The sequence below is a fragment of the Pseudomonas sp. C8002 genome, assembly GCF_013385765.1.
In the GTDB taxonomy this organism is placed as follows: domain Bacteria; phylum Pseudomonadota; class Gammaproteobacteria; order Pseudomonadales; family Pseudomonadaceae; genus Aquipseudomonas.
In genome coordinates this window covers 301688-318141 of record NZ_JACAPJ010000007.1, presented here as the reverse complement: position 1 = coordinate 318141, position 16454 = coordinate 301688, and the positions used below count along the sequence as shown (strand labels likewise).

Here is a 16454-nt window from a genome sequence, read left to right as displayed (position 1 = left end):
GACTCACTTCAAATAACAGGCGCTGATCCAGTCCGAAGGCTTGGGCGCGAGTTGTTCGGCCACTGGCAGATACCGGGCGTCCAACTGCGCCGCCAGCCAGTACAGCGTATTGCTGCTTTTCGGGTTCCATTCGCCGCTGTAGCCAGGCTCACCTACGCGGGCCCGGTCCCGGTCGAACTGCACGTGGGTATGCACGAATTCTTCGTGGCTGCGCTGGCCTTTGGCATACGGCGCCAGCCAGTCCAGTGCTTCGCTCAGCGAGCCACCGTGGGGCGCGGTGACGTCCAGCCAGTTGCCGCCAATGCCGTAGGGCTTGGCCGCCAGCGCGGCCTGCACCAGCGGCTCCAGGTCGTAGACCACATAGTGCAGGGCGTCACGGTCCTGGAAGTCGCTCACCGAGCCGTCGGGCAGTACGTTGTCGTTGATCTGTTGCCGGAACAGCTGGAAGGCCTGTTCGAGCATCTCGCGGTCGCCCAGTGCGGCGGCGGCCACCGTGACCAGTTTTACGCGGTGGCTCTGCCAGTTATTGGTGTTGGTGGCTTTCTTTTCGCCGTGGAACTGCTTGATGCGCTCGATATAGCCATTGCCCAGGTTGGTCAGCAGCGCGCGGGTGGCGTCGCGGGTCTGGGGGCGAAGGTCGCTGGCGGTGAGGGCGTAGGCGCTGATCAGCATGTCGAGGTTGGTTTCGTCGATCGGGTTGAAGTCCGGCTGGTAGGTGCTGGCCCACGCGCTCAGGTAGTCATCCACTTGCTTGAGGTAGCGCGTGTCGCGGCTCAGGCGCCAGGCCAGGGCCGCCTGGCGCATGACTGGCCAATCCTTCTCGGCGGCGATACTTTGCTCGCGGATGCCGTGGTTCGGCAGGGTACCTTCGGTGTGCAGATGGGGCAGGGCGTCGGGCTGGTCGCCGAGGTGGCGCTGGGCGGCAGCCAGCAGCGATTTGGAGGTCGGATTCGAGGTGGCGGGCTGGCAGGCACTCAGGACCTGGGGCGCGGCAAAGGCGGCGTTGGCGAACGCGGCGAGCAGCGCGGCGAGGGCCACGGTGTGCAGAGGGCGTTGGAGCATGCTGTTCCTCAGGGATGGATTGACCCGATCGGGGCGCAGCCACGCTACCATGCCCGTGATGGGAATTTGATGAAATACCCGCCAGCCCTCTATCCTTGCAGGCCTTGCCCGGTCGAGAACAGGACGCCCCATGACTTTGCAGTTCGTGAAGATGCACGCCCACGGTGATGATTTCATCGTGATCGACCGGCGTGGCCAGGATGACCCGATCACCGCTGAAATCGCCCGCCGCCTGGGTGACCGTCATCGCGGCATCGGCTTCAATCAATTGGCCGTGGTGCTCGATTGCGCTGACGCCGCGGCCCGCATCACATTCTGGAACCCCAACGGCACCCCGCTCGACACCTGCGGCAGCGCCACCCGTGGAGTGGCGGACATGCTGATGCGCGAAGCCGGCACCGCCACCATCGTGCTGCGAACCAACCGGGGGCTGCTGACCTGCGTGCGCGAATCGGCGCAGCGGGTGTCGGTGGACATGGGGCCGCCGTCATTGGGCTGGGAAGCTATTCCGCTGGCGCAAGCGATGGACACCGAACGCTTGCCGCTGGAGGGTGACCCGGCGGCGTGCAGCATGGGCAACCCGCATTGCACCTTCTTTGTCGATGATCTGGCGACGGTCGATATTGCGGCGGTTGGCCCGTCACTGGAAACCCACCCGTTGTTCCCCAACAAGACCAATGTGCATTTCGTGCAGGTACTCGACCGGGGTCATATCCGCCTGCGCATCTGGGAACGGGGCGGCGGTGTCCCGCAAGGCTCGGGTTCGTGCTGTTGTGGCGCGGTGGTCAACGGGATTCGTCGTGGGCTGCTGGATGACACCGTCGACGTGCAATGCGATGGCGGTACCGTGACGGTGCATTGGGATGGGCGCGGCGGCGTGGTGTTGACGGGGGCTGTCCAAACCGTTGTTCACGGCACGGTGGCGGCCGCGCTCATGGGTGGCGCAATGGAAAGTGCACACTGAAGGTGGTGCCCCGGTCCGGGCTTGAGCTCACCGAAACACCTCCATCATGGGCCTTGGCAATTTCCCGCACGATAAACAGCCCCAGGCCAACGCTACGCACCTCACTGTCCTGCTCCGTGCCTCGGGTCATGGGCTCAAACAAGCCAGCCATCAACGCTTCGGGAATCGCCGGCCCCTGGTTATGCACCGAGAGCCGGCTCTCTTGTGCGTCCTGGTGCGAGGTGACGGTAATCGGCTGTTGCAGGTCGCCGTACGCCACGCTGTTGGCCACCAGGTTGCCGATGATTTGTTGTATGCGGTCGGCATCCAGGAACGTGCGGGCGCTGCCCGTGGCGTGATGTTCGAGGGTCGCCGTGGGGAACGCCACTTGCAACTCGTCGAGACTGTCACGGGTGACGGCGTGCAGGTCGAGTGCTACGGGATTGATGCTGATGCCCTGGCCGACTCTGGCCTGGGTGAAGTCCAGCAAGTCGGCGATCATCCGCTGCGCCCGTTCGGTGGACAGGCCGATATGCCCCAGGAGTTGGCGCTCCTTGGGGCTGCGCTCGCCACGGGCGAGGAACTCCGAGGCCATCTTGATCGCGGTCAGCGGGTTCTTCAGGTCATGGCTGACAATCGCGACCATCTGCTCGGCAAACAGCGCCCGGCGCTGGGCAATTTCATAGGCGCTGCTCAGTTCGGCCTGGGCCTGCTGCAGCGCGACTTCAGCGGCGGTCTTTTCCTGCAGCAAGGCTTCAGCCAGTTTGCGGGCGTTGAGCAATTCGCGCTCGTACTTGTCGCGGTCGGTGGTGCCGAAAAGGGCCAGTTCGTTGTAGGCAATACCGGCATGTTCGTGCCTGACGCCGTTGAGCAATACCGTGACGGTGCGCCGGTCACGGTGCAGCAGGTCGAGTTTCACTTCGGCGATGGAGCCTTGCATTTTCATCAGCGGCGCCAGGTGCGTCTGATGGAAGATCCGCCCGCCCGTCGTCAGCAGGTCCTGAAACCGCCGTTCTTTCAACTCATCGAGGCTGAAGCCGGTCCAGTCGCTGAAGCACTGGTTGGCCTGCACGATGGTGCCGTCTTCCCGGGTAACCACCAAGGCGCAGGGCGCGCCGTCGAACAAACGTTGAGAGTCCGGCAACGACAGGTTATCGGCTGGCATCGGCACCCACCCATGGCAACAGGAAACTGTCCATGGCCGCTGAGCAGGCCCCAGGTGCACTCATGTGCGGGCAATGCCCCACGTTATCGACCAGGCAATACGTGCTGGCGGGCAACGCCGCGTGCAGGTATTCACCCACGCAGACCGGTGCGATCAAGTCGTCGGTGGATTGCAGAATCAGGGTGGGGGTCATCAGGCCTGCGATGTCCTGGCGGTTGTCCGACAGGAAGGTTACCCGTGCGAAGCGCTTGGCGATGTCGGGCTCGGTGCGGCAGAAACTGTTGGTCAGTTCTTCGCCGAGGGCCGGTTGCCCGGGTGCGCCCATGATTACCGGGGCCATGGTGCTGGACCAGCCGAGGTAATTGCTGTCGAGGGTATCGAGCAACGAATGGATATCGTCGAGGGTGAACCCGCCCGTGTAGTCGCCGGAATCGATATAGCACGGCGAAGGACCGATCATCACATGGGCGGCGATTGTTCCGGGCGCCTGGCGATCGGCCAGGGCGCCGATCATCGCGCTGACGGAGTGCCCCACCAGCACCACCGGGCCCACGGCGTATTCATCAACAATCTCGCCCAAGTCATGGGCGTAGCCGGCGAGTGAGCTGTATTTTTCGCTGTCGTACGCGCCCAGGTCGGATTGGCCAGCCCCCACCAGGTCATACAGCACCACACGGAAACGCCCGGTGAAATGAGGAAACAGATAATTCCACATGGTTTGATCACACCCGAAGCCATGGGAGAAAACCAGGGTCGAGGGACCGCTGCCATACACCCTGACGTTGTTGCGCTGCTGAAGGTCCATGGCGTTCTCGTGTAGGGCGTGTGTGGGGGTGGCGTAAGTCTAGATAGTCGGTGGCGTCGGGTCACCTGTTTATAGCGTCGATAGGGTAAAGTCGGCCGATTCAGGATGAAACTTCAGGTAACAAAACATGATGGTGTTCCTACGGCAATGTGTCTTGGGCTTGCTGCTGATCGTTTCCGGCTCGCAAGTGTGGGCCGATACCGTTCCCCCGGCGCCGGTCACGGTTGCGCTGGACCAGCGCGTGATCGACCTGACCCAAACCCTCGACGCTGCCACTCAATCGCGTATGACCACGCAACTCGCCGGTCTGGAACAACGCAAGGGCGCACAGGTGGCAGTGATGCTGCTGCCGAGCACCCAGGGCGTTGGCATCGAGGACTTCGCCAACCAACTGTTCCGTGCCTGGAAACTGGGGCGCAAGGACGTCAACGACGGCATCCTGCTGCTGGTGGCGAAAGACGATCGCAAGGTTCGGATCGAAGTCGGTTACGGCCTGGAGGGCGTGGTCACCGACCTGCTGGCCCACCGCATCATCGAGGAACACATCACCCCGGCGTTTCGCCAGGGCGATTACGCAGGCGGCGTGCAGCAGGCGGTGGACGACCTGACACTGTTGGTGGACGGGGGCAATTTGCCCGAGGTGGCCAAGGCCGGTTTCCCGTCTGAAGCGTATGCGGTACTCCTGGCATTCATGTTTGGCGGGGTGGTCGGGGTATTGATGGGGGCCGAAAAACTCCCTTGGCGCCGGGCCCTGATGGCGGTGGTCGTTGTCACCGTGGTGCTGGTCGCGGTTGCGGGCGGCAAGGACTGGCCGGTCTATTTGCTGTTGCTGCCCCTGTGCATGCTGATCGGTGGCGCTACTTTCGGCGCGTTGTGGCAGGCGAGGGCGGCGTTTTACACCGTGCTGGTGCTGTTGGGCTACATCGCCGGCGTGCTGCTGACCGATAACTTCGTGCGCGAGATATCCCTTATTCACTGGCTGGCTTATCCATTCGCAGGGTTGCTGGTCCTGGGCCTGTATCTCGGCCTGTTCCTGGTGATGAAGAGCATGTGGAAAGAGAGCCAGGGTGGCTTTATCGCGCGGCTGGTCGCGGTGCTGGTGGTGTACGGGATCGTGGGGGCATTGATTGACAAGGGCGCCACGGGATGGCTGCTGGCGTTTCCCTTCGCTTCGTTCGCGGCGCTGTTCATCTTTGCCCACGGTATCAGCGGCGGGTCGGGGTCGGGGTCGGGTGGGGGCTCCAGCTCCTCCGGTTCGAGTTCCAGTTCCAGCAGCAGCTCTTCGGGGGGTGGCGGTTCCAGCGGTGGGGGTGGGGCGTCGGGGAGTTGGTAAGACTCCCCCGGAAGCTAGGCGGGCTTGTAGGCAATCCAGCCCTTGAAACTGAAGCTCGCGTAGAACAGTTCCACACCTTCGAAGCCTGCCTCCCGTAGCAGCGCTTCATCGTCGTTGGGTGACAACACCGGCAAGTGGCTGCTGATGGCGGCAATCGCCCGCTGGGCATCTTCAGCCGGTACGCCGGAATCCACGGCATAGGCTGCATAACGCTTCAGCCAGCGCGCTTTTTCCTCTGGCGAGGATTGGGGGAAGCTGTGATGCGCCGCAATCAAAGGCGCGCCCGGCGACAAGCGCCGCCACAGTTCTTTCAAGGTTTGCAGACGCTCTTCGGCCGGGATGAAGTGCAAGGTCAGCAAGGACGTGGCGGCATCGAACGGCCCCTCGGGCGCGGTATCGATATAGCCTTCATGCAACTGCACCCGGGCCATCAGCGGACCCAAGGTGGCCTCGGCCAGCTTCAGCATCTCGGCAGACGGGTCCACCCCCACAAACTGCCACTCGGGCTGGCTGTCGGCAAACTTCTTCAACTCCAGGCCGCCGCCTGCACCGAGTACCAATACCTTGCCGGTGGCTGGGACGCTTTCGCGCAGCAGCAGCGTGCTCATGCGCTGCAAGGACTCGAAACCCGGCACCAGCCTCACCGGGCCTTCGGCGTAGCGGGCGACAGCGTCGGGATCTGAAAACCAGGTCATTGCTGGCTCCTGTTGGCGGGGGAAGCGATAACCCTACTGGGGCGAATTCAGGCTGGCAATTGCAGAGATGTGCAGTTGTGTTAAAACGTTGCCTTTGCTGATTTTGAGAGTACCCCTCGAATGCTTCCCGACATGCTTATCCGCGATGCACGGCCTGAAGACGCGTTATGCGTTGGTGTGCTGGGCATGCAGGTTTTTCTCGATACTTACGCCACCGAAGGCATTCGCGACTCAATCGCCGCCGAGGCGCTGCAAGCGTTTTCGCCCCAGACGATTTCCGCGCTGATCGTCCAGCCGGCTACGGCCATCATCGTCGCTGAAGCCAACGGGCATCTGGTGGGGTTTGCCCAGGTGGCGATGGACACCGGCCATGCGCTGATCTCAACCCCGAAACCGGCGGAGTTGCAGCGGCTCTACATCCAGGAACGGTTTACCGGGCTCGGACTCGGCTACCGTTTGCTGCAAGCGGCTGAACAGCGCGCAGGGCAGGGTGGCGCTTCTTTGTTGTGGGCGACGGTGTGGGTCGGCAACGAGCGGGCGCTGGGTTTTTATCCGCGTCGTGGTTATAAGCTATTGGGGGCGCCTACGTATACGTTCCAGAATGAAACCCATGAAAATCGGTTGTTTGGCAAAAGGCTTGGCGTCTAGCCGTCAGAGCGTTTTGCTGAGGAAAACCCGGCTGCTGCCTTGCGGGTCGCATGGTATTTCACCAAAACGTACCCAGCCATTCTTCTCGTAAAATTCCGGGGCCTGGAAACTGATGGTGTACAGCACCGCCGAGCGGCACCCTCGGTGACGGGCTTCGTCTTCGAACGCCTTCAGCAGCGATGTACCCAGGCCTGAACCACGCAGCGCATCGGGCAAATGGAACAGGTCGAGGAACGCCATCCCGAGGCTGGTTTTGCCGGTGATGCCGCCGAGGGTTTCACCGGTGTCGGGATCCTTGATCAGCACCGTCAACGGACGTCGGTCATTGGAGCCGGTGATGTGTTCGTTGAAGGCGGCGAGTCCCTTGCCGAGAAGCTGCTCGGCTTCGGCGTCTGGTTGGTCACCTATCTCAATCAAATGCTGTTTCATCAGGTTCTGCTCCCTGTCAAAGCCGTTCCCGCACCATCCGCATCAGCCGTTCACCCACCTGATCCACGCCTTTGTTTTGCGCAACCACCTGGGCACCTTCCATCAACAACGTCAGCTCTTCAGCCAGCTCCCCGGGCTTGCTCGCCTTGAGCTGCGTGCACAGCAGCTTCACCCGCTCAAACTGGCGTTTTTTATGCGCCTGGATCAGCGCTCGCGCAGGGTGATCGGCCTCCGGAATTTCCGCGAGGGTGTTGGTAAACGGGCAACCGCGATAGCCCGCCCGTTCCAGGTCGTCGACGATAAAACCCGCCAAGCCCAGCAGCTGTTCCCTGGGGGAGTCGGGGTGTTGCTGCGCCAGGCCATCCAGCACATCGCTGTAGCTTTCCGTCAGGCGCTCCAGCCACTCCAGCACCAGCGCATCCTTATTCTCGAAATGCCGGTACACGGTCATCTTGGTCGAGGCGGCCAGTGCCGCAATGGCATCCACGCTGACACGGGTGATGCCCTGTTCGACAAACAGCGTTTGCGCCGCATCGACGATCCGCTCGCGGGGCGGCAGTTGAGGTGTCCGTTGCGCACGCATGCACATTCTCCACTTGACAGCGATACCATTGAGTATCGCATGATACTCTTCGGTATCGTCCGATACCGAAGAGTATTCATCATACCCGTTTGGAGGGTTTCATGTACCTGTCTGAATATGCCGATCAGGATGCTACCGGCCTGGCACGCCTGATCCACACCCACGCTGTCAGTGTCGACGAGGTGCGCGCGGTCGCCCTGCAAGCCATCTTAGCCGTCAACCCGCAGATCAACGCCTTGGTGGAAGCCTGGGACGATGAACCGGTTGCGGCCCAAGGCCCGTTCCATGGCGTGCCGCTGCTGCTCAAAGACCTGGGCGTCAGCGCCGCAGGCCGCCGCAATGAACTCGGCAGCGCGCTCGCGCAGGGCTGCACCGCCGATGCCGACTCGGAACTGATGACCCGCCTGCGCCGCGCCGGCCTCATGCCGTTGGGCCGCACCACCACCCCCGAATTCGCCGCCAGCACCACCACCGAAAGCCGCTTTTCAGGCCCCACCCGCAACCCGTGGGACGTGCAGCGCAGCGCCGGTGGTTCCAGCGGCGGCTCGGCAGCGGCGGTGGCGGCGGGGTTGGTACCGGTGGCGCATGCGACCGATGGCGGCGGATCAATCCGCGTACCCGCGTCCATGTGCGGCCTGTTCGGGCTCAAGCCGAGCCGTGGTCGCGTGCCCATGGGGCCGGACGTCGACGAAGTCTGGAGTGGTTTGGCAGTGCACGGGGTATTGACCCGTTCGGTACGCGACAGCGCTGGCATGCTCGACGCGATCCATGGCGGCGCGCCTGGAGATCCGTTTCACATAGCACCGCCGGAAAGCAGCTTTTCGGCGCTTGCCCAACGGGCGCCCGGTTCGTTGCGCATTGCCCTCCAGAGCCTGCCTTTAAACGGGCAGAAGCTGCATCCGGCGGTAAAACAGGCGCTGTTCAATACCGCCAAACAACTGGAAGCACTGGGTCATCAGGTTGAAGAAATCCAGCCGGACATTGGCGTGAGTTGGGAAGCGTTTGTCGAACTCAATGCGCGTTTCTGGTCGTCGAACACGGCAGCCTGGATAGATGCAGTTGCCGGCGCGACGGGTCGTTCGATCAGCGCTGAATACCTGGAACCGGCGACACTGGCGCTGTATCGCCTGGGCAAGTCACTGCAAGCGACAGACCTGTTGGGGGCCCTGTGGGAACGCAACATCGTCGCGCGCCACATGGGTGACCTGTTCCAGCGATATGACGTGCTGCTGTCGCCCACACTGCCCGGGCTGGCGCCGATGATCGGCGACTACAACCAGGGCCAGGCGCAACTGGACGGGCGAGGGTGGATGAATCGAGTGTTTGCGCATTCGCCGTTTACCGCGCTGGCCAACGTCATTGGCGCGCCGGCGATGTCGGTGCCGCTGGGTCATGATTCCCGGAGCGGGCTGCCGATCGGCATGCAGTTCATGGGCGCGTTTGGTCAGGAGGGCATGTTGCTTGGCCTGGCGACGCAACTGGAACGGGCAACGCCTTGGGCTGCACGTCGCCCGCACGTGTGGGCCGGGGGAAACCTGTAACCCAAGGCAAATGCTTTCCCTGTGGCGAGGGAGCTTGCTCCCGTTGGGCTGTGCAGCAGCCCCAAAACCAGTCACCAGGTCTCTGAAAAACCGCATCCACCGAATCAGGGGCGCTTCGCACCCCAACGGGAGCAAGCTCCCTCGCCACAGGGGGGAGTGCGATGGCTAGATATCCATCACCATCTCATGCCACGCCATCCCGCCGTGGTCCGACGCCGACGGCTGCACATAGCGATAGCCCATGCGCTTATACAGCTCCACATGCTGGTCCTTGCACATCAGGTGAATGGTCTTCTTGCCCATCGCCTGCATGCGCTGCACGAACTCCGTCATCAAGCGCGTGGAGTAGCCCTTGCCTTGCTGGGCGGGATCCACCACCACCGACATGATCACCACATTCGGCGCATCGGCTGAATGCCCGACCAACTCCTTGAAGGCCTCATCCGACATCACCACTTCATCGGCGCAACCGCAGTTGATGAAACCGACCACAACACCATCCGCCTCCAGGATCAGAAAGCCTTGCGGGTACAGCGCAATGCGCGTGGCGATCTTTTCCAGGGTCGCGGCTTCATCGCCTTCGTAGGCGGTGATTTCGATTTCGTAGCAACGGTTGGCGTCGGCGGGGTTGGCGTTACGGAAGGTGAGGGCGGGCATTGGGTTACCGAAGAAGTTGAACGACGGCCCCCATGATAAAGAAAGAACACCCCGACAGCACCGCCGAACACAAACCCCACTCACACCACCGACCCCCTGTGGGAGCCGTCGAGCTTTAGCGAGGCCGCGATGGCGGCCTTCCTGGCACCATCAATATTCGCCAAGCCGGATAACTGGAAAACCCGCAAATGCGGGTTTTCTCGTAACTGAGCCAGGCTCTATTAAACCCCACCCACCAACTTCCCCCCCTCCAACCGACGCTTATACGCACTGTCCCGACTCGCCAGCCAGAAATACAACGGCGACGTCACCACCAACCCCACCAACCAGGACAAATCCGCCCCGTTGATATGCGCCGAAATCGGCCCGACATACAGCGGCGTATTCATAAACGGAATCTGCACCACAATCCCCACCGCATAGGCCACCAGCGCCTGGGGGTTGTACCGCCCGTAAATCCCGCCATCCACCCGAAAGATCGAACCGATGTCGTACTTGCCCTTATGGATCGCGTAGAAGTCGATCAGGTTGATCGCCGTCCACGGCACCAGCACCACCAGCAGCACCAGCACCATGTCCACGAAGTGCCCGATAAAATCCTTCGACGCAAACACCGCCGCAATCGAGCACGCCGCCAGCACCAGCACCGAGATCACGGCACGCGCCTTGGCGGTCGGGATCCAGCGGTAGGCAAAGGTCTGTACCAGGGTGATCAATGACAGCACGGCGCCGTACAGGTTAAGTGCGTTGTGGCTGATCACGCTAAGCAGGAACAGCAACAGCATCAGCGGGCCAATGGAGCCGGTCGCCAGTTTGACCGCGTCCATGGTGTCCATGCCCACCGGCGTAGCCAGTACCGCAACCGCACCAAAGATGAACGACAGGCTGGAACCGAGCACGGTGCCCAGATAGGTGGTCCAGAAGGTCGACGCCACCGGCACATCCGCCGGCAGGTAGCGGGAGTAGTCAGACACATACGGCGCAAACGCGATTTGCCACAGCGCCGCCAATGACACGGTGGCCAGCCAGCCGGAAATGTTGAAGTTACCGCGTGTCAGGAAGTCGGCCGTCTGCACATGGGTGAAGATGTAGCCGAACCCCAGCACGATGCCCGCGCCCAGCACCCAGGTACCGATGCGGTTGAGGACGTGGATGAAGCGGTAGCCGATGATGCCGATGATCCCCGAGCCGATGGCACCGATGACGATGCCTACCGGTACCGGGATCGCGTCGACGACGCCGTGCAGGGATTTGCCCGCCAGTACGATGTTGGAGGCGAAGAAGCCGATGTACATCACGCCGGCGATCACCACCACCAGCAGTGCGCCAAGGGAGCCGAACTGGGCGCGGCTCTGGATCATTTGCGGGATGCCCATCTGCGGGCCCTGGGCCGAGTGCAGCGCCATCAGCACGCCGCCGACGAGGTGGCCGACGAGGATGGCGATGATGCCCCACACCAGGTTAAGGCCGAACAGTTGCACGGCCAGCGCGCCGGTGACGATGGGCAACGGCGCGATGTTGCCGCCGAACCACAGGGTGAACAGGTCTCTTACCTTTCCGTGGCGATCTTCCGGGGGCACGTATCCAATCGTGTGTTTTTCGATAAGCGGGGCGGAGGATGTTGCAGTGGTAACCATGACGAGCTCCAAGGCAAGGTGAGTACGTTGACGTACTTCGCTGGGCGGCGCGTGTGCGTCGCTTTTGTTGTTGGAGTGATCATGTGCAATGGTCACAGGGAGGTAAATTAGTAAGTTTGTTGCTATAGACCTTAAAAATAATATCTCGCGGGGTTTTTTGCTCCGGTATGTTGCATGCACTTGAATCAGTGTGAAAAAGCCGATTTTCACGCACTTGTTTGGGGCGAAATCCCACGTTTATGGAGGTCCCGATGGCTGCCTATAACCTGCGCCAGCTCAGATATTTTGTAACCACGGCCGAGTGCGGCAGCGTGGCAGAGGCCTCGCGCAAGCTCTATATCGCGCAACCGTCGGTGTCGACGGCCATCAAGCAGTTGGAAGACAGCTTCGGTGTGCAGCTGTTTATCCGCCATCACGCCCAAGGGGTGTCGCTGACGCCAAGCGGTGCGCGGTTCTATCGTAAAGCCCTGGAGCTGCTGCGGGTGGCCCATGAGTTTGAGCAGAACGCCCTGGCAGACAATGACGTGGTGGCGGGGCAGATCGATATCGGTTGCTTCGAAACCGTGGCACCGCTGTATTTGCCGCGCTTGATTGCCGGTTTCCGGGAGCGTTGGCCGGGGGTGGAAATCCGTCTGCGCGATGGCGAACAACAGGAACTGGTGCAGGCGCTGACGGCCGGCAGTATCGATGTGGCGATGCTGTTTGAGCATGACCTGGGCAGCGCCATCGAGACCACGCCGCTGATGCCGCCGCAGCAACCCTATGCGTTGCTGCCGGCGGATCACCGGTTTGCGCAGCAGGCCAAGGTGTCGTTGGCGGACTTGGTGCTGGAACCGATGATTTTGCTGGATGTGCTGCCGAGCCGGACGTACTTCGTGAGCATCTTTGAAGAGCGTGGGCTGACGCCGAATATTGTCTTCAGTTCGCCGTCGATCGAGATGGTGCGGGGGATGGTGGGGCGCGGGTTCGGTTTTTCGATCCTGGTGACCAAGCCGTTTTCGCCGTATTCCTATGACGGGCAGAAGCTGGTGTGCGTGCCGTTGGCGGAGACGGTGACGGGGTCGGGGTTGTCGGCGGTGTGGTTGCGGCGGGCGCCGTTGACCAAGCCGGTGCAGTTGTTTGTGGAGTATTGCCGGGAAGAGCTGGCGCGGTTGTTAGGTTAGACACAGAACTAAAATGTGGGAGCGGGCTTGCTCGCGAAAGCGGTGGATCAGTCAATACATTGGGTGACTGTCGCACCGCATTCGCGAGCAAGCCCGCTCCCACATTTGGCCCGCGTTTCAGGCGCGAATCGAGTCGAGCATGCGCAACAACATGGCATCGCAAGCCTTCAGTTGCGCAACACTCACAAACTCATCCGGCTTATGCCCCTGGTCCATGCTCCCAGGCCCGCACACCACCGTCGGAATGCCCGCCGCATCAAACAACCCACCCTCGGTCCCGAACGCCACGGTGCCAAATTCCCGCGAGCCGCAAAACGCCGCAATCAGCTCCGCCGCCTGGCTGCGCTGGTCGGTGGCCAGCCCCGGGTACGCCGACAACTCACTGAAGCGAATCGCACTCTGCCGGCTCACCGCCTGCATCCGCGGCAACACCTGCTGCATCGCATAGGCTTGCAGCTCCTCGGCCACTTCACCCGGGTCCATCGAGGGCAGGGCGCGCACTTCAAAGTCAAAACGGCAATCGGCAGGCACGATATTCAACGCCTTGCCCCCGGAGATCACCCCGGTTTGCACGGTGCTGAACGGCGGGTCAAAGCGCTCGTCCTGATGCACCTTGAGCCGCTGGCCGATTCGCCCCAGCTCACCAATCAACTCGGCCGCATACTCGATCGCATTCACGCCCTGGGGCGCATACGCCGAATGGCAGGCCTCGCCATGCACTTCACAGCGCATGGCGAGCTTGCCTTTATGGCCCAGCACCGGCTTCAACTCGGTGGGCTCGCCGATAATGCACAGCAGTGGTTTCACCGGCCATTGTTCCAGCACCTTGAGCAACGAACGCACCCCAAGGCAGCCGACTTCCTCGTCGTAGGACAGGGCGATGTGCACCGGCATGCGCAAGTCTGCGCTTGCCAAGGCCGGCACCAGCGCCAGTACACAGGCGATGTAGCCCTTCATGTCCGCCGTGCCCCGGCCAAACAGCTTGCCGTCGCGTTCGGTCAACTCAAACGGCGGCAACGTCCACGGCTGGCCATCTACCGGCACCACATCGGTGTGCCCCGACAGCACAATCCCGGGCACATTCGCCGGGCCGAGGGTGGCGAACAGATTGGCCTTGCTGCGCTCATCGTTGTAGATCAACTCGCAAGGCACGCCGAACCCTGCCAGGTAATCGCGCACGAACTCGATCAGCTTCAGGTTGGATTCGCGGCTGGTGGTATCAAACCCCACCAGCGCTTGCAGCAGTTCCCGGCTGGTGCTCATCGGTCGTCTCCGGCCACGCCGTAGCCAGGGGAGCGGTCCGGGGCGAGGGCGCGGTCGATGTAGTCCTGCACCTGTGGACGGTAGGCGTCCCAGAGCTTTTGCAGCTCGGCGATCGGCTGCTCGTCGGCCCAATCCACCCGCAGGTTGATGATCGGCCAGGTCAGCTCGCCCACCACCACCAGCGCGGCGGAATGCACCGGCCCGGCTTCGCCCCCGGCGGCAATGGCTGCATGCATCGCGGCCAGCAGGCGGTCTGCCAGTTGGCCTTCGCCTTGCTCGAAGGCCTTGACCATCGCCTCGATCACCGCGCGGTCGGCGAGCATATTGCCGGCGGCCACGCACTGTTCGCCAGACACCGCATTGTGGGTGCCAAGGGTTTCGTTGCCGCTGAAATGCACCGTGCGCCCGAGGTGATCAATCGCCGTCAGTTGCCGGTATTGGCTGTAGCCGTTGCGGGTCAGGGCCTTGTCTACGGCATCGGCAGGGGCAAGGCCTTGCTCCAATAGATCGAGTACGTCCGGGCCGAGGGCGGGCAGGGTGATGTTCTGGGTCGAGACCGCACCCACGCCGGGCCGCAGCCATGGGCAGCGGGCGCCCACGGCGATGCTCGATGAGCTGATGGCAATGCCCATCTGGCCGGTTTCCGCGCAGCGGGCGACGATTGAAAAGGTCATGTCGTGCCTCCTTGGATTACTCGGGGATGACTGCAATCACGTCGATTTCCATCAGCCACTGTGGCTGGCCCAGGGCCGAAACCACCAACCCGGTGGAGATCGGAAACACGCCCTTGAGCCACTTGCCGACTTCTTGGTACACCGGCTCGCGGTAGCGCGGGTCGATCAGGTAGGTGGTGGTCTTGACGATGTGGCTCAGGTCGCTGCCGGCCTCTTCCAGCAGTTGCTTGACGTTTTTCATTGCCTGTTCGGCTTGCGCGCGCGGGTCGCCAAGGCCGATCAGGTTGCCGTCGAAATCGGTGCCCACCTGGCCTCGTACGTACACCGTGTTGCCGGCGCGTACGGCCTGGCACAGGTCATTGTCCAGGCTCTGGTTAGGGTAGGTTTCCTTGGTGTTGAACATGCGGATGCGAGTGTGAGTAGGCATCAAAAAAACTCCAGAAAAAAGTGATCAGGCGCTGACAGGTGAGGTGTGAACAACCGGTGTGGGTTCGCGGTACTCAAGGTATTGACGCTGGATGGCGATATGGTCGGCCACGTACTTGGCGTCATGCCACACGCCCCAGATAAACGACGAGCCCCGGCGCGACTGCCATGGCAAACCGAGGAAGTAGATGCCCGACTCGCTGGCCACGCCGCGCTGGTGCTGCGGCTTGCCGGCGGCGTCAAATGCATCGACCTTCAGCCAGCTGTAATCCACGGCAAAGCCGGTGGCCCAGATGATTGAAGTGATACCGGCCTTGGCCAGGTCCAGTTCCAGGATCGGGTGCTTGATGCACTCGGCATCGGGGAATACGCGACGCGCTTCGGGCTCTGGCGGCAGGTCGAGGCCGTTGCGCTCGATATAGGCATCCGCCGCATCCAGCAGGGCCAGGTAGTTCTCATCGCCGCGGGCCAGGTTTTCCACCAGGTTGGGCTGGAAGCTCGCAACGCTGCCGTTGAAGGATTGGGTCAGGCCGACCAGGGTCATGCCTTGTTGGGCCAGCTCGCGGAAGTCGATGGTCTTGCCACCGTGGGCGCCGCTCACCGCAATGGTCACGTGCTCGCGGCCGGGTTTCATCGCGGCCTGGTCCCACTCACCCAACACGCCCAGCCACCAGCAGAAATCGCGGTTGCGATAGGCACGCGGTGGGCGGTCGTGAGCACCCACCGACAGGTACACCTGGCGCCCGGAGCGTTGCAGTTCGTCGGCGATCTGCACCCCGGAGGAACCCGCCCCCACCACCAGCACCGCGCCGGCCGGCAGTTGCGCGGGGTTGCGGTAGTCGGCGGAGTGGATCTGGTGCAGCGCGCTGTCTTGAGGGGCAATCGCCGGAATCACCGGCTTCTGGAACGGCCCGGTGGCCGCCACCACGCGGTTGGCTTCGATCACGCCTTCGCTGGTGTGGATGGTGAAGCCGGGGCGACCGATATTGCGCACCACCGAGGTCACGTCGACGCCGGTACGAATCGGTGCATTGAACTTGCGTGCATAGGCTTCGAAGTAGTCCGCCACACGCTCTTTCGGCGCAAAGCCATCGGGGGCGACGTTATCGAAGGCCAGGCCCGGAAAACGGTCATGCCAGGCCGGGCCGTTGGCAACCAGCGAGTCCCAGCGGCCGGTGCGCCAGCGCTCGGCGATACGGCTGCGCTCCAGCACCAGGTGCGGCACGCCTTGCTTGCTCAGGTGCTCGCTCATGGCGACGCCAGCCTGACCGGCTCCCACCACCAGCGTGTCTGTTTTTGTTATTGCTTGAGTCATGTGTCTGTCCTTGCGTAATGCAGTTGGATTCAGCTTGGGCATGGCTTCAAGGCTAGGGGGAGGGCGGTTTTTAATAAAATATTATTAAGCTGGGAAGTGAGCATAAATATCGGAT

17 protein-coding genes are annotated in these 16454 nt (G+C 62.3%); 5 read left to right on the top strand and 12 right to left on the bottom strand.

Annotation, left to right across the window (positions count from 1 at the left end):
- Positions 1 to 3: 3 nt before the first annotated feature.
- On the bottom strand, positions 4 to 1062 hold the full coding sequence (locus HX814_RS12830; protein ID WP_008435376.1) for an alginate lyase family protein: 1059 nt from the start codon (positions 1060 to 1062) through the stop codon (positions 4 to 6).
- 130 nt (positions 1063 to 1192) lie between these two features.
- Here HX814_RS12830 and dapF point away from each other — a divergent pair, with 130 nt between their 5' ends.
- Positions 1193 to 2026 carry a diaminopimelate epimerase gene (gene dapF / locus HX814_RS12825; protein ID WP_177008608.1) on the top strand — a complete coding sequence of 278 codons (834 nt, stop codon included), beginning with the start codon at positions 1193 to 1195 and terminating at the stop codon, positions 2024 to 2026.
- Here dapF and HX814_RS12820 read toward each other — a convergent pair.
- A complete protein-coding gene (locus HX814_RS12820; RefSeq protein WP_008435370.1) occupies positions 1995 to 3170 on the bottom strand; it encodes a PAS domain-containing sensor histidine kinase in 1176 nt (391 codons plus the stop codon). The two genes, dapF and HX814_RS12820, sit on opposite strands and share 32 nt — an antisense overlap.
- Positions 3157 to 3975 carry an alpha/beta fold hydrolase gene (locus HX814_RS12815; protein WP_003210178.1) on the bottom strand — a complete coding sequence of 273 codons (819 nt, stop codon included), beginning with the start codon at positions 3973 to 3975 and terminating at the stop codon, positions 3157 to 3159. Before HX814_RS12815 ends, HX814_RS12820 begins: the two co-directional genes overlap by 14 nt.
- 127 nt (positions 3976 to 4102) lie before the next feature.
- Between HX814_RS12815 and HX814_RS12810 the strand changes: the two genes are divergently transcribed.
- Positions 4103 to 5308 carry a YgcG family protein gene (locus tag HX814_RS12810; RefSeq protein ID WP_177008607.1) on the top strand — a complete coding sequence of 402 codons (1206 nt, stop codon included), beginning with the start codon at positions 4103 to 4105 and terminating at the stop codon, positions 5306 to 5308.
- A gap of 14 nt (positions 5309 to 5322) precedes the next feature.
- On the opposite strand, the gene HX814_RS12805 is transcribed toward HX814_RS12810, so the two are convergent.
- On the bottom strand, positions 5323 to 6003 hold the full coding sequence (locus tag HX814_RS12805) for a class I SAM-dependent methyltransferase (protein ID WP_177008606.1): 681 nt from the start codon (positions 6001 to 6003) through the stop codon (positions 5323 to 5325).
- Positions 6004 to 6135: 132 nt separating this feature from the next.
- Here HX814_RS12805 and HX814_RS12800 point away from each other — a divergent pair, with 132 nt between their 5' ends.
- Complete coding sequence (locus HX814_RS12800) at positions 6136 to 6651, top strand: GNAT family N-acetyltransferase (protein WP_256343957.1); 516 nt, start codon at positions 6136 to 6138, stop codon at positions 6649 to 6651.
- A gap of 3 nt (positions 6652 to 6654) precedes the next feature.
- Here the strand turns inward: HX814_RS12800 and HX814_RS12795 are convergent, their stop codons facing one another.
- On the bottom strand, positions 6655 to 7080 hold the full coding sequence (locus HX814_RS12795) for an N-acetyltransferase (protein ID WP_008435362.1): 426 nt from the start codon (positions 7078 to 7080) through the stop codon (positions 6655 to 6657).
- A 16-nt stretch (positions 7081 to 7096) separates the two neighbouring features.
- Positions 7097 to 7663, bottom strand: coding sequence for a TetR/AcrR family transcriptional regulator (locus HX814_RS12790; protein WP_177008604.1), 567 nt, complete (start codon positions 7661 to 7663; stop codon positions 7097 to 7099).
- A 101-nt stretch (positions 7664 to 7764) separates the two neighbouring features.
- On the opposite strand from HX814_RS12790, the gene HX814_RS12785 reads away from it, so the two are divergent.
- Positions 7765 to 9204 (top strand): amidase, encoded by a 1440-nt coding sequence (locus HX814_RS12785; RefSeq protein WP_177015420.1) that lies wholly within the window; start codon positions 7765 to 7767, stop codon positions 9202 to 9204.
- Between the two features lie 165 nt (positions 9205 to 9369).
- Here the strand turns inward: HX814_RS12785 and HX814_RS12780 are convergent, their stop codons facing one another.
- The gene (locus tag HX814_RS12780; protein WP_003210163.1) at positions 9370 to 9861 is read right to left on the bottom strand and encodes a GNAT family N-acetyltransferase; all 492 of its coding nucleotides are present in this window, start codon (positions 9859 to 9861) and stop codon (positions 9370 to 9372) included.
- A gap of 221 nt (positions 9862 to 10082) precedes the next feature.
- Positions 10083 to 11498 carry a cytosine permease gene (locus HX814_RS12775; RefSeq protein WP_003210161.1) on the bottom strand — a complete coding sequence of 472 codons (1416 nt, stop codon included), beginning with the start codon at positions 11496 to 11498 and terminating at the stop codon, positions 10083 to 10085.
- A gap of 251 nt (positions 11499 to 11749) precedes the next feature.
- Here HX814_RS12775 and HX814_RS12770 point away from each other — a divergent pair, with 251 nt between their 5' ends.
- Complete coding sequence (locus tag HX814_RS12770) at positions 11750 to 12661, top strand: LysR substrate-binding domain-containing protein (protein WP_003210159.1); 912 nt, start codon at positions 11750 to 11752, stop codon at positions 12659 to 12661.
- A gap of 117 nt (positions 12662 to 12778) precedes the next feature.
- On the opposite strand, the gene argE is transcribed toward HX814_RS12770, so the two are convergent.
- From argE to HX814_RS12750, 4 genes are read right to left on the bottom strand one after another with little or no spacing between them, the layout of a single operon-like run.
- Positions 12779 to 13924 carry an acetylornithine deacetylase gene (gene argE / locus HX814_RS12765; RefSeq protein ID WP_102606138.1) on the bottom strand — a complete coding sequence of 382 codons (1146 nt, stop codon included), beginning with the start codon at positions 13922 to 13924 and terminating at the stop codon, positions 12779 to 12781.
- Positions 13921 to 14598 (bottom strand): DUF1028 domain-containing protein, encoded by a 678-nt coding sequence (locus HX814_RS12760; protein ID WP_003207324.1) that lies wholly within the window; start codon positions 14596 to 14598, stop codon positions 13921 to 13923. The genes argE and HX814_RS12760 overlap by 4 nt, the downstream gene beginning before the upstream one ends.
- 16 nt (positions 14599 to 14614) lie before the next feature.
- Positions 14615 to 15025, bottom strand: coding sequence for a RidA family protein (locus tag HX814_RS12755; RefSeq protein WP_003207327.1), 411 nt, complete (start codon positions 15023 to 15025; stop codon positions 14615 to 14617).
- A gap of 24 nt (positions 15026 to 15049) precedes the next feature.
- On the bottom strand, positions 15050 to 16381 hold the full coding sequence (locus HX814_RS12750) for a flavin-containing monooxygenase (RefSeq protein WP_371132352.1): 1332 nt from the start codon (positions 16379 to 16381) through the stop codon (positions 15050 to 15052).
- Positions 16382 to 16454 lie beyond the last annotated feature (73 nt).

What these genes read in the sequence shown, in the direction of transcription:
- HX814_RS12830 (WP_008435376.1), bottom strand. Translation starts at nt 1,062, where the DNA reads ATGCTCCAACGCCCTCTGCACACCGTGGCCCTCGCCGCGCTGCTCGCC.
- dapF (WP_177008608.1), top strand. Translation starts at nt 1,193, where the DNA reads ATGACTTTGCAGTTCGTGAAGATGCACGCCCACGGTGATGATTTCATC.
- HX814_RS12820 (WP_008435370.1), bottom strand. Translation starts at nt 3,170, where the DNA reads ATGCCAGCCGATAACCTGTCGTTGCCGGACTCTCAACGTTTGTTCGAC.
- HX814_RS12815 (WP_003210178.1), bottom strand. Translation starts at nt 3,975, where the DNA reads ATGGACCTTCAGCAGCGCAACAACGTCAGGGTGTATGGCAGCGGTCCC.
- HX814_RS12810 (WP_177008607.1), top strand. Translation starts at nt 4,103, where the DNA reads ATGATGGTGTTCCTACGGCAATGTGTCTTGGGCTTGCTGCTGATCGTT.
- HX814_RS12805 (WP_177008606.1), bottom strand. Translation starts at nt 6,003, where the DNA reads ATGACCTGGTTTTCAGATCCCGACGCTGTCGCCCGCTACGCCGAAGGC.
- HX814_RS12800 (WP_256343957.1), top strand. Translation starts at nt 6,136, where the DNA reads ATGCTTATCCGCGATGCACGGCCTGAAGACGCGTTATGCGTTGGTGTG.
- HX814_RS12795 (WP_008435362.1), bottom strand. Translation starts at nt 7,080, where the DNA reads ATGAAACAGCATTTGATTGAGATAGGTGACCAACCAGACGCCGAAGCC.
- HX814_RS12790 (WP_177008604.1), bottom strand. Translation starts at nt 7,663, where the DNA reads ATGCGTGCGCAACGGACACCTCAACTGCCGCCCCGCGAGCGGATCGTC.
- HX814_RS12785 (WP_177015420.1), top strand. Translation starts at nt 7,765, where the DNA reads ATGTACCTGTCTGAATATGCCGATCAGGATGCTACCGGCCTGGCACGC.
- HX814_RS12780 (WP_003210163.1), bottom strand. Translation starts at nt 9,861, where the DNA reads ATGCCCGCCCTCACCTTCCGTAACGCCAACCCCGCCGACGCCAACCGT.
- HX814_RS12775 (WP_003210161.1), bottom strand. Translation starts at nt 11,498, where the DNA reads ATGGTTACCACTGCAACATCCTCCGCCCCGCTTATCGAAAAACACACG.
- HX814_RS12770 (WP_003210159.1), top strand. Translation starts at nt 11,750, where the DNA reads ATGGCTGCCTATAACCTGCGCCAGCTCAGATATTTTGTAACCACGGCC.
- argE (WP_102606138.1), bottom strand. Translation starts at nt 13,924, where the DNA reads ATGAGCACCAGCCGGGAACTGCTGCAAGCGCTGGTGGGGTTTGATACC.
- HX814_RS12760 (WP_003207324.1), bottom strand. Translation starts at nt 14,598, where the DNA reads ATGACCTTTTCAATCGTCGCCCGCTGCGCGGAAACCGGCCAGATGGGC.
- HX814_RS12755 (WP_003207327.1), bottom strand. Translation starts at nt 15,025, where the DNA reads ATGCCTACTCACACTCGCATCCGCATGTTCAACACCAAGGAAACCTAC.
- HX814_RS12750 (WP_371132352.1), bottom strand. Translation starts at nt 16,381, where the DNA reads ATGCCCAAGCTGAATCCAACTGCATTACGCAAGGACAGACACATGACT.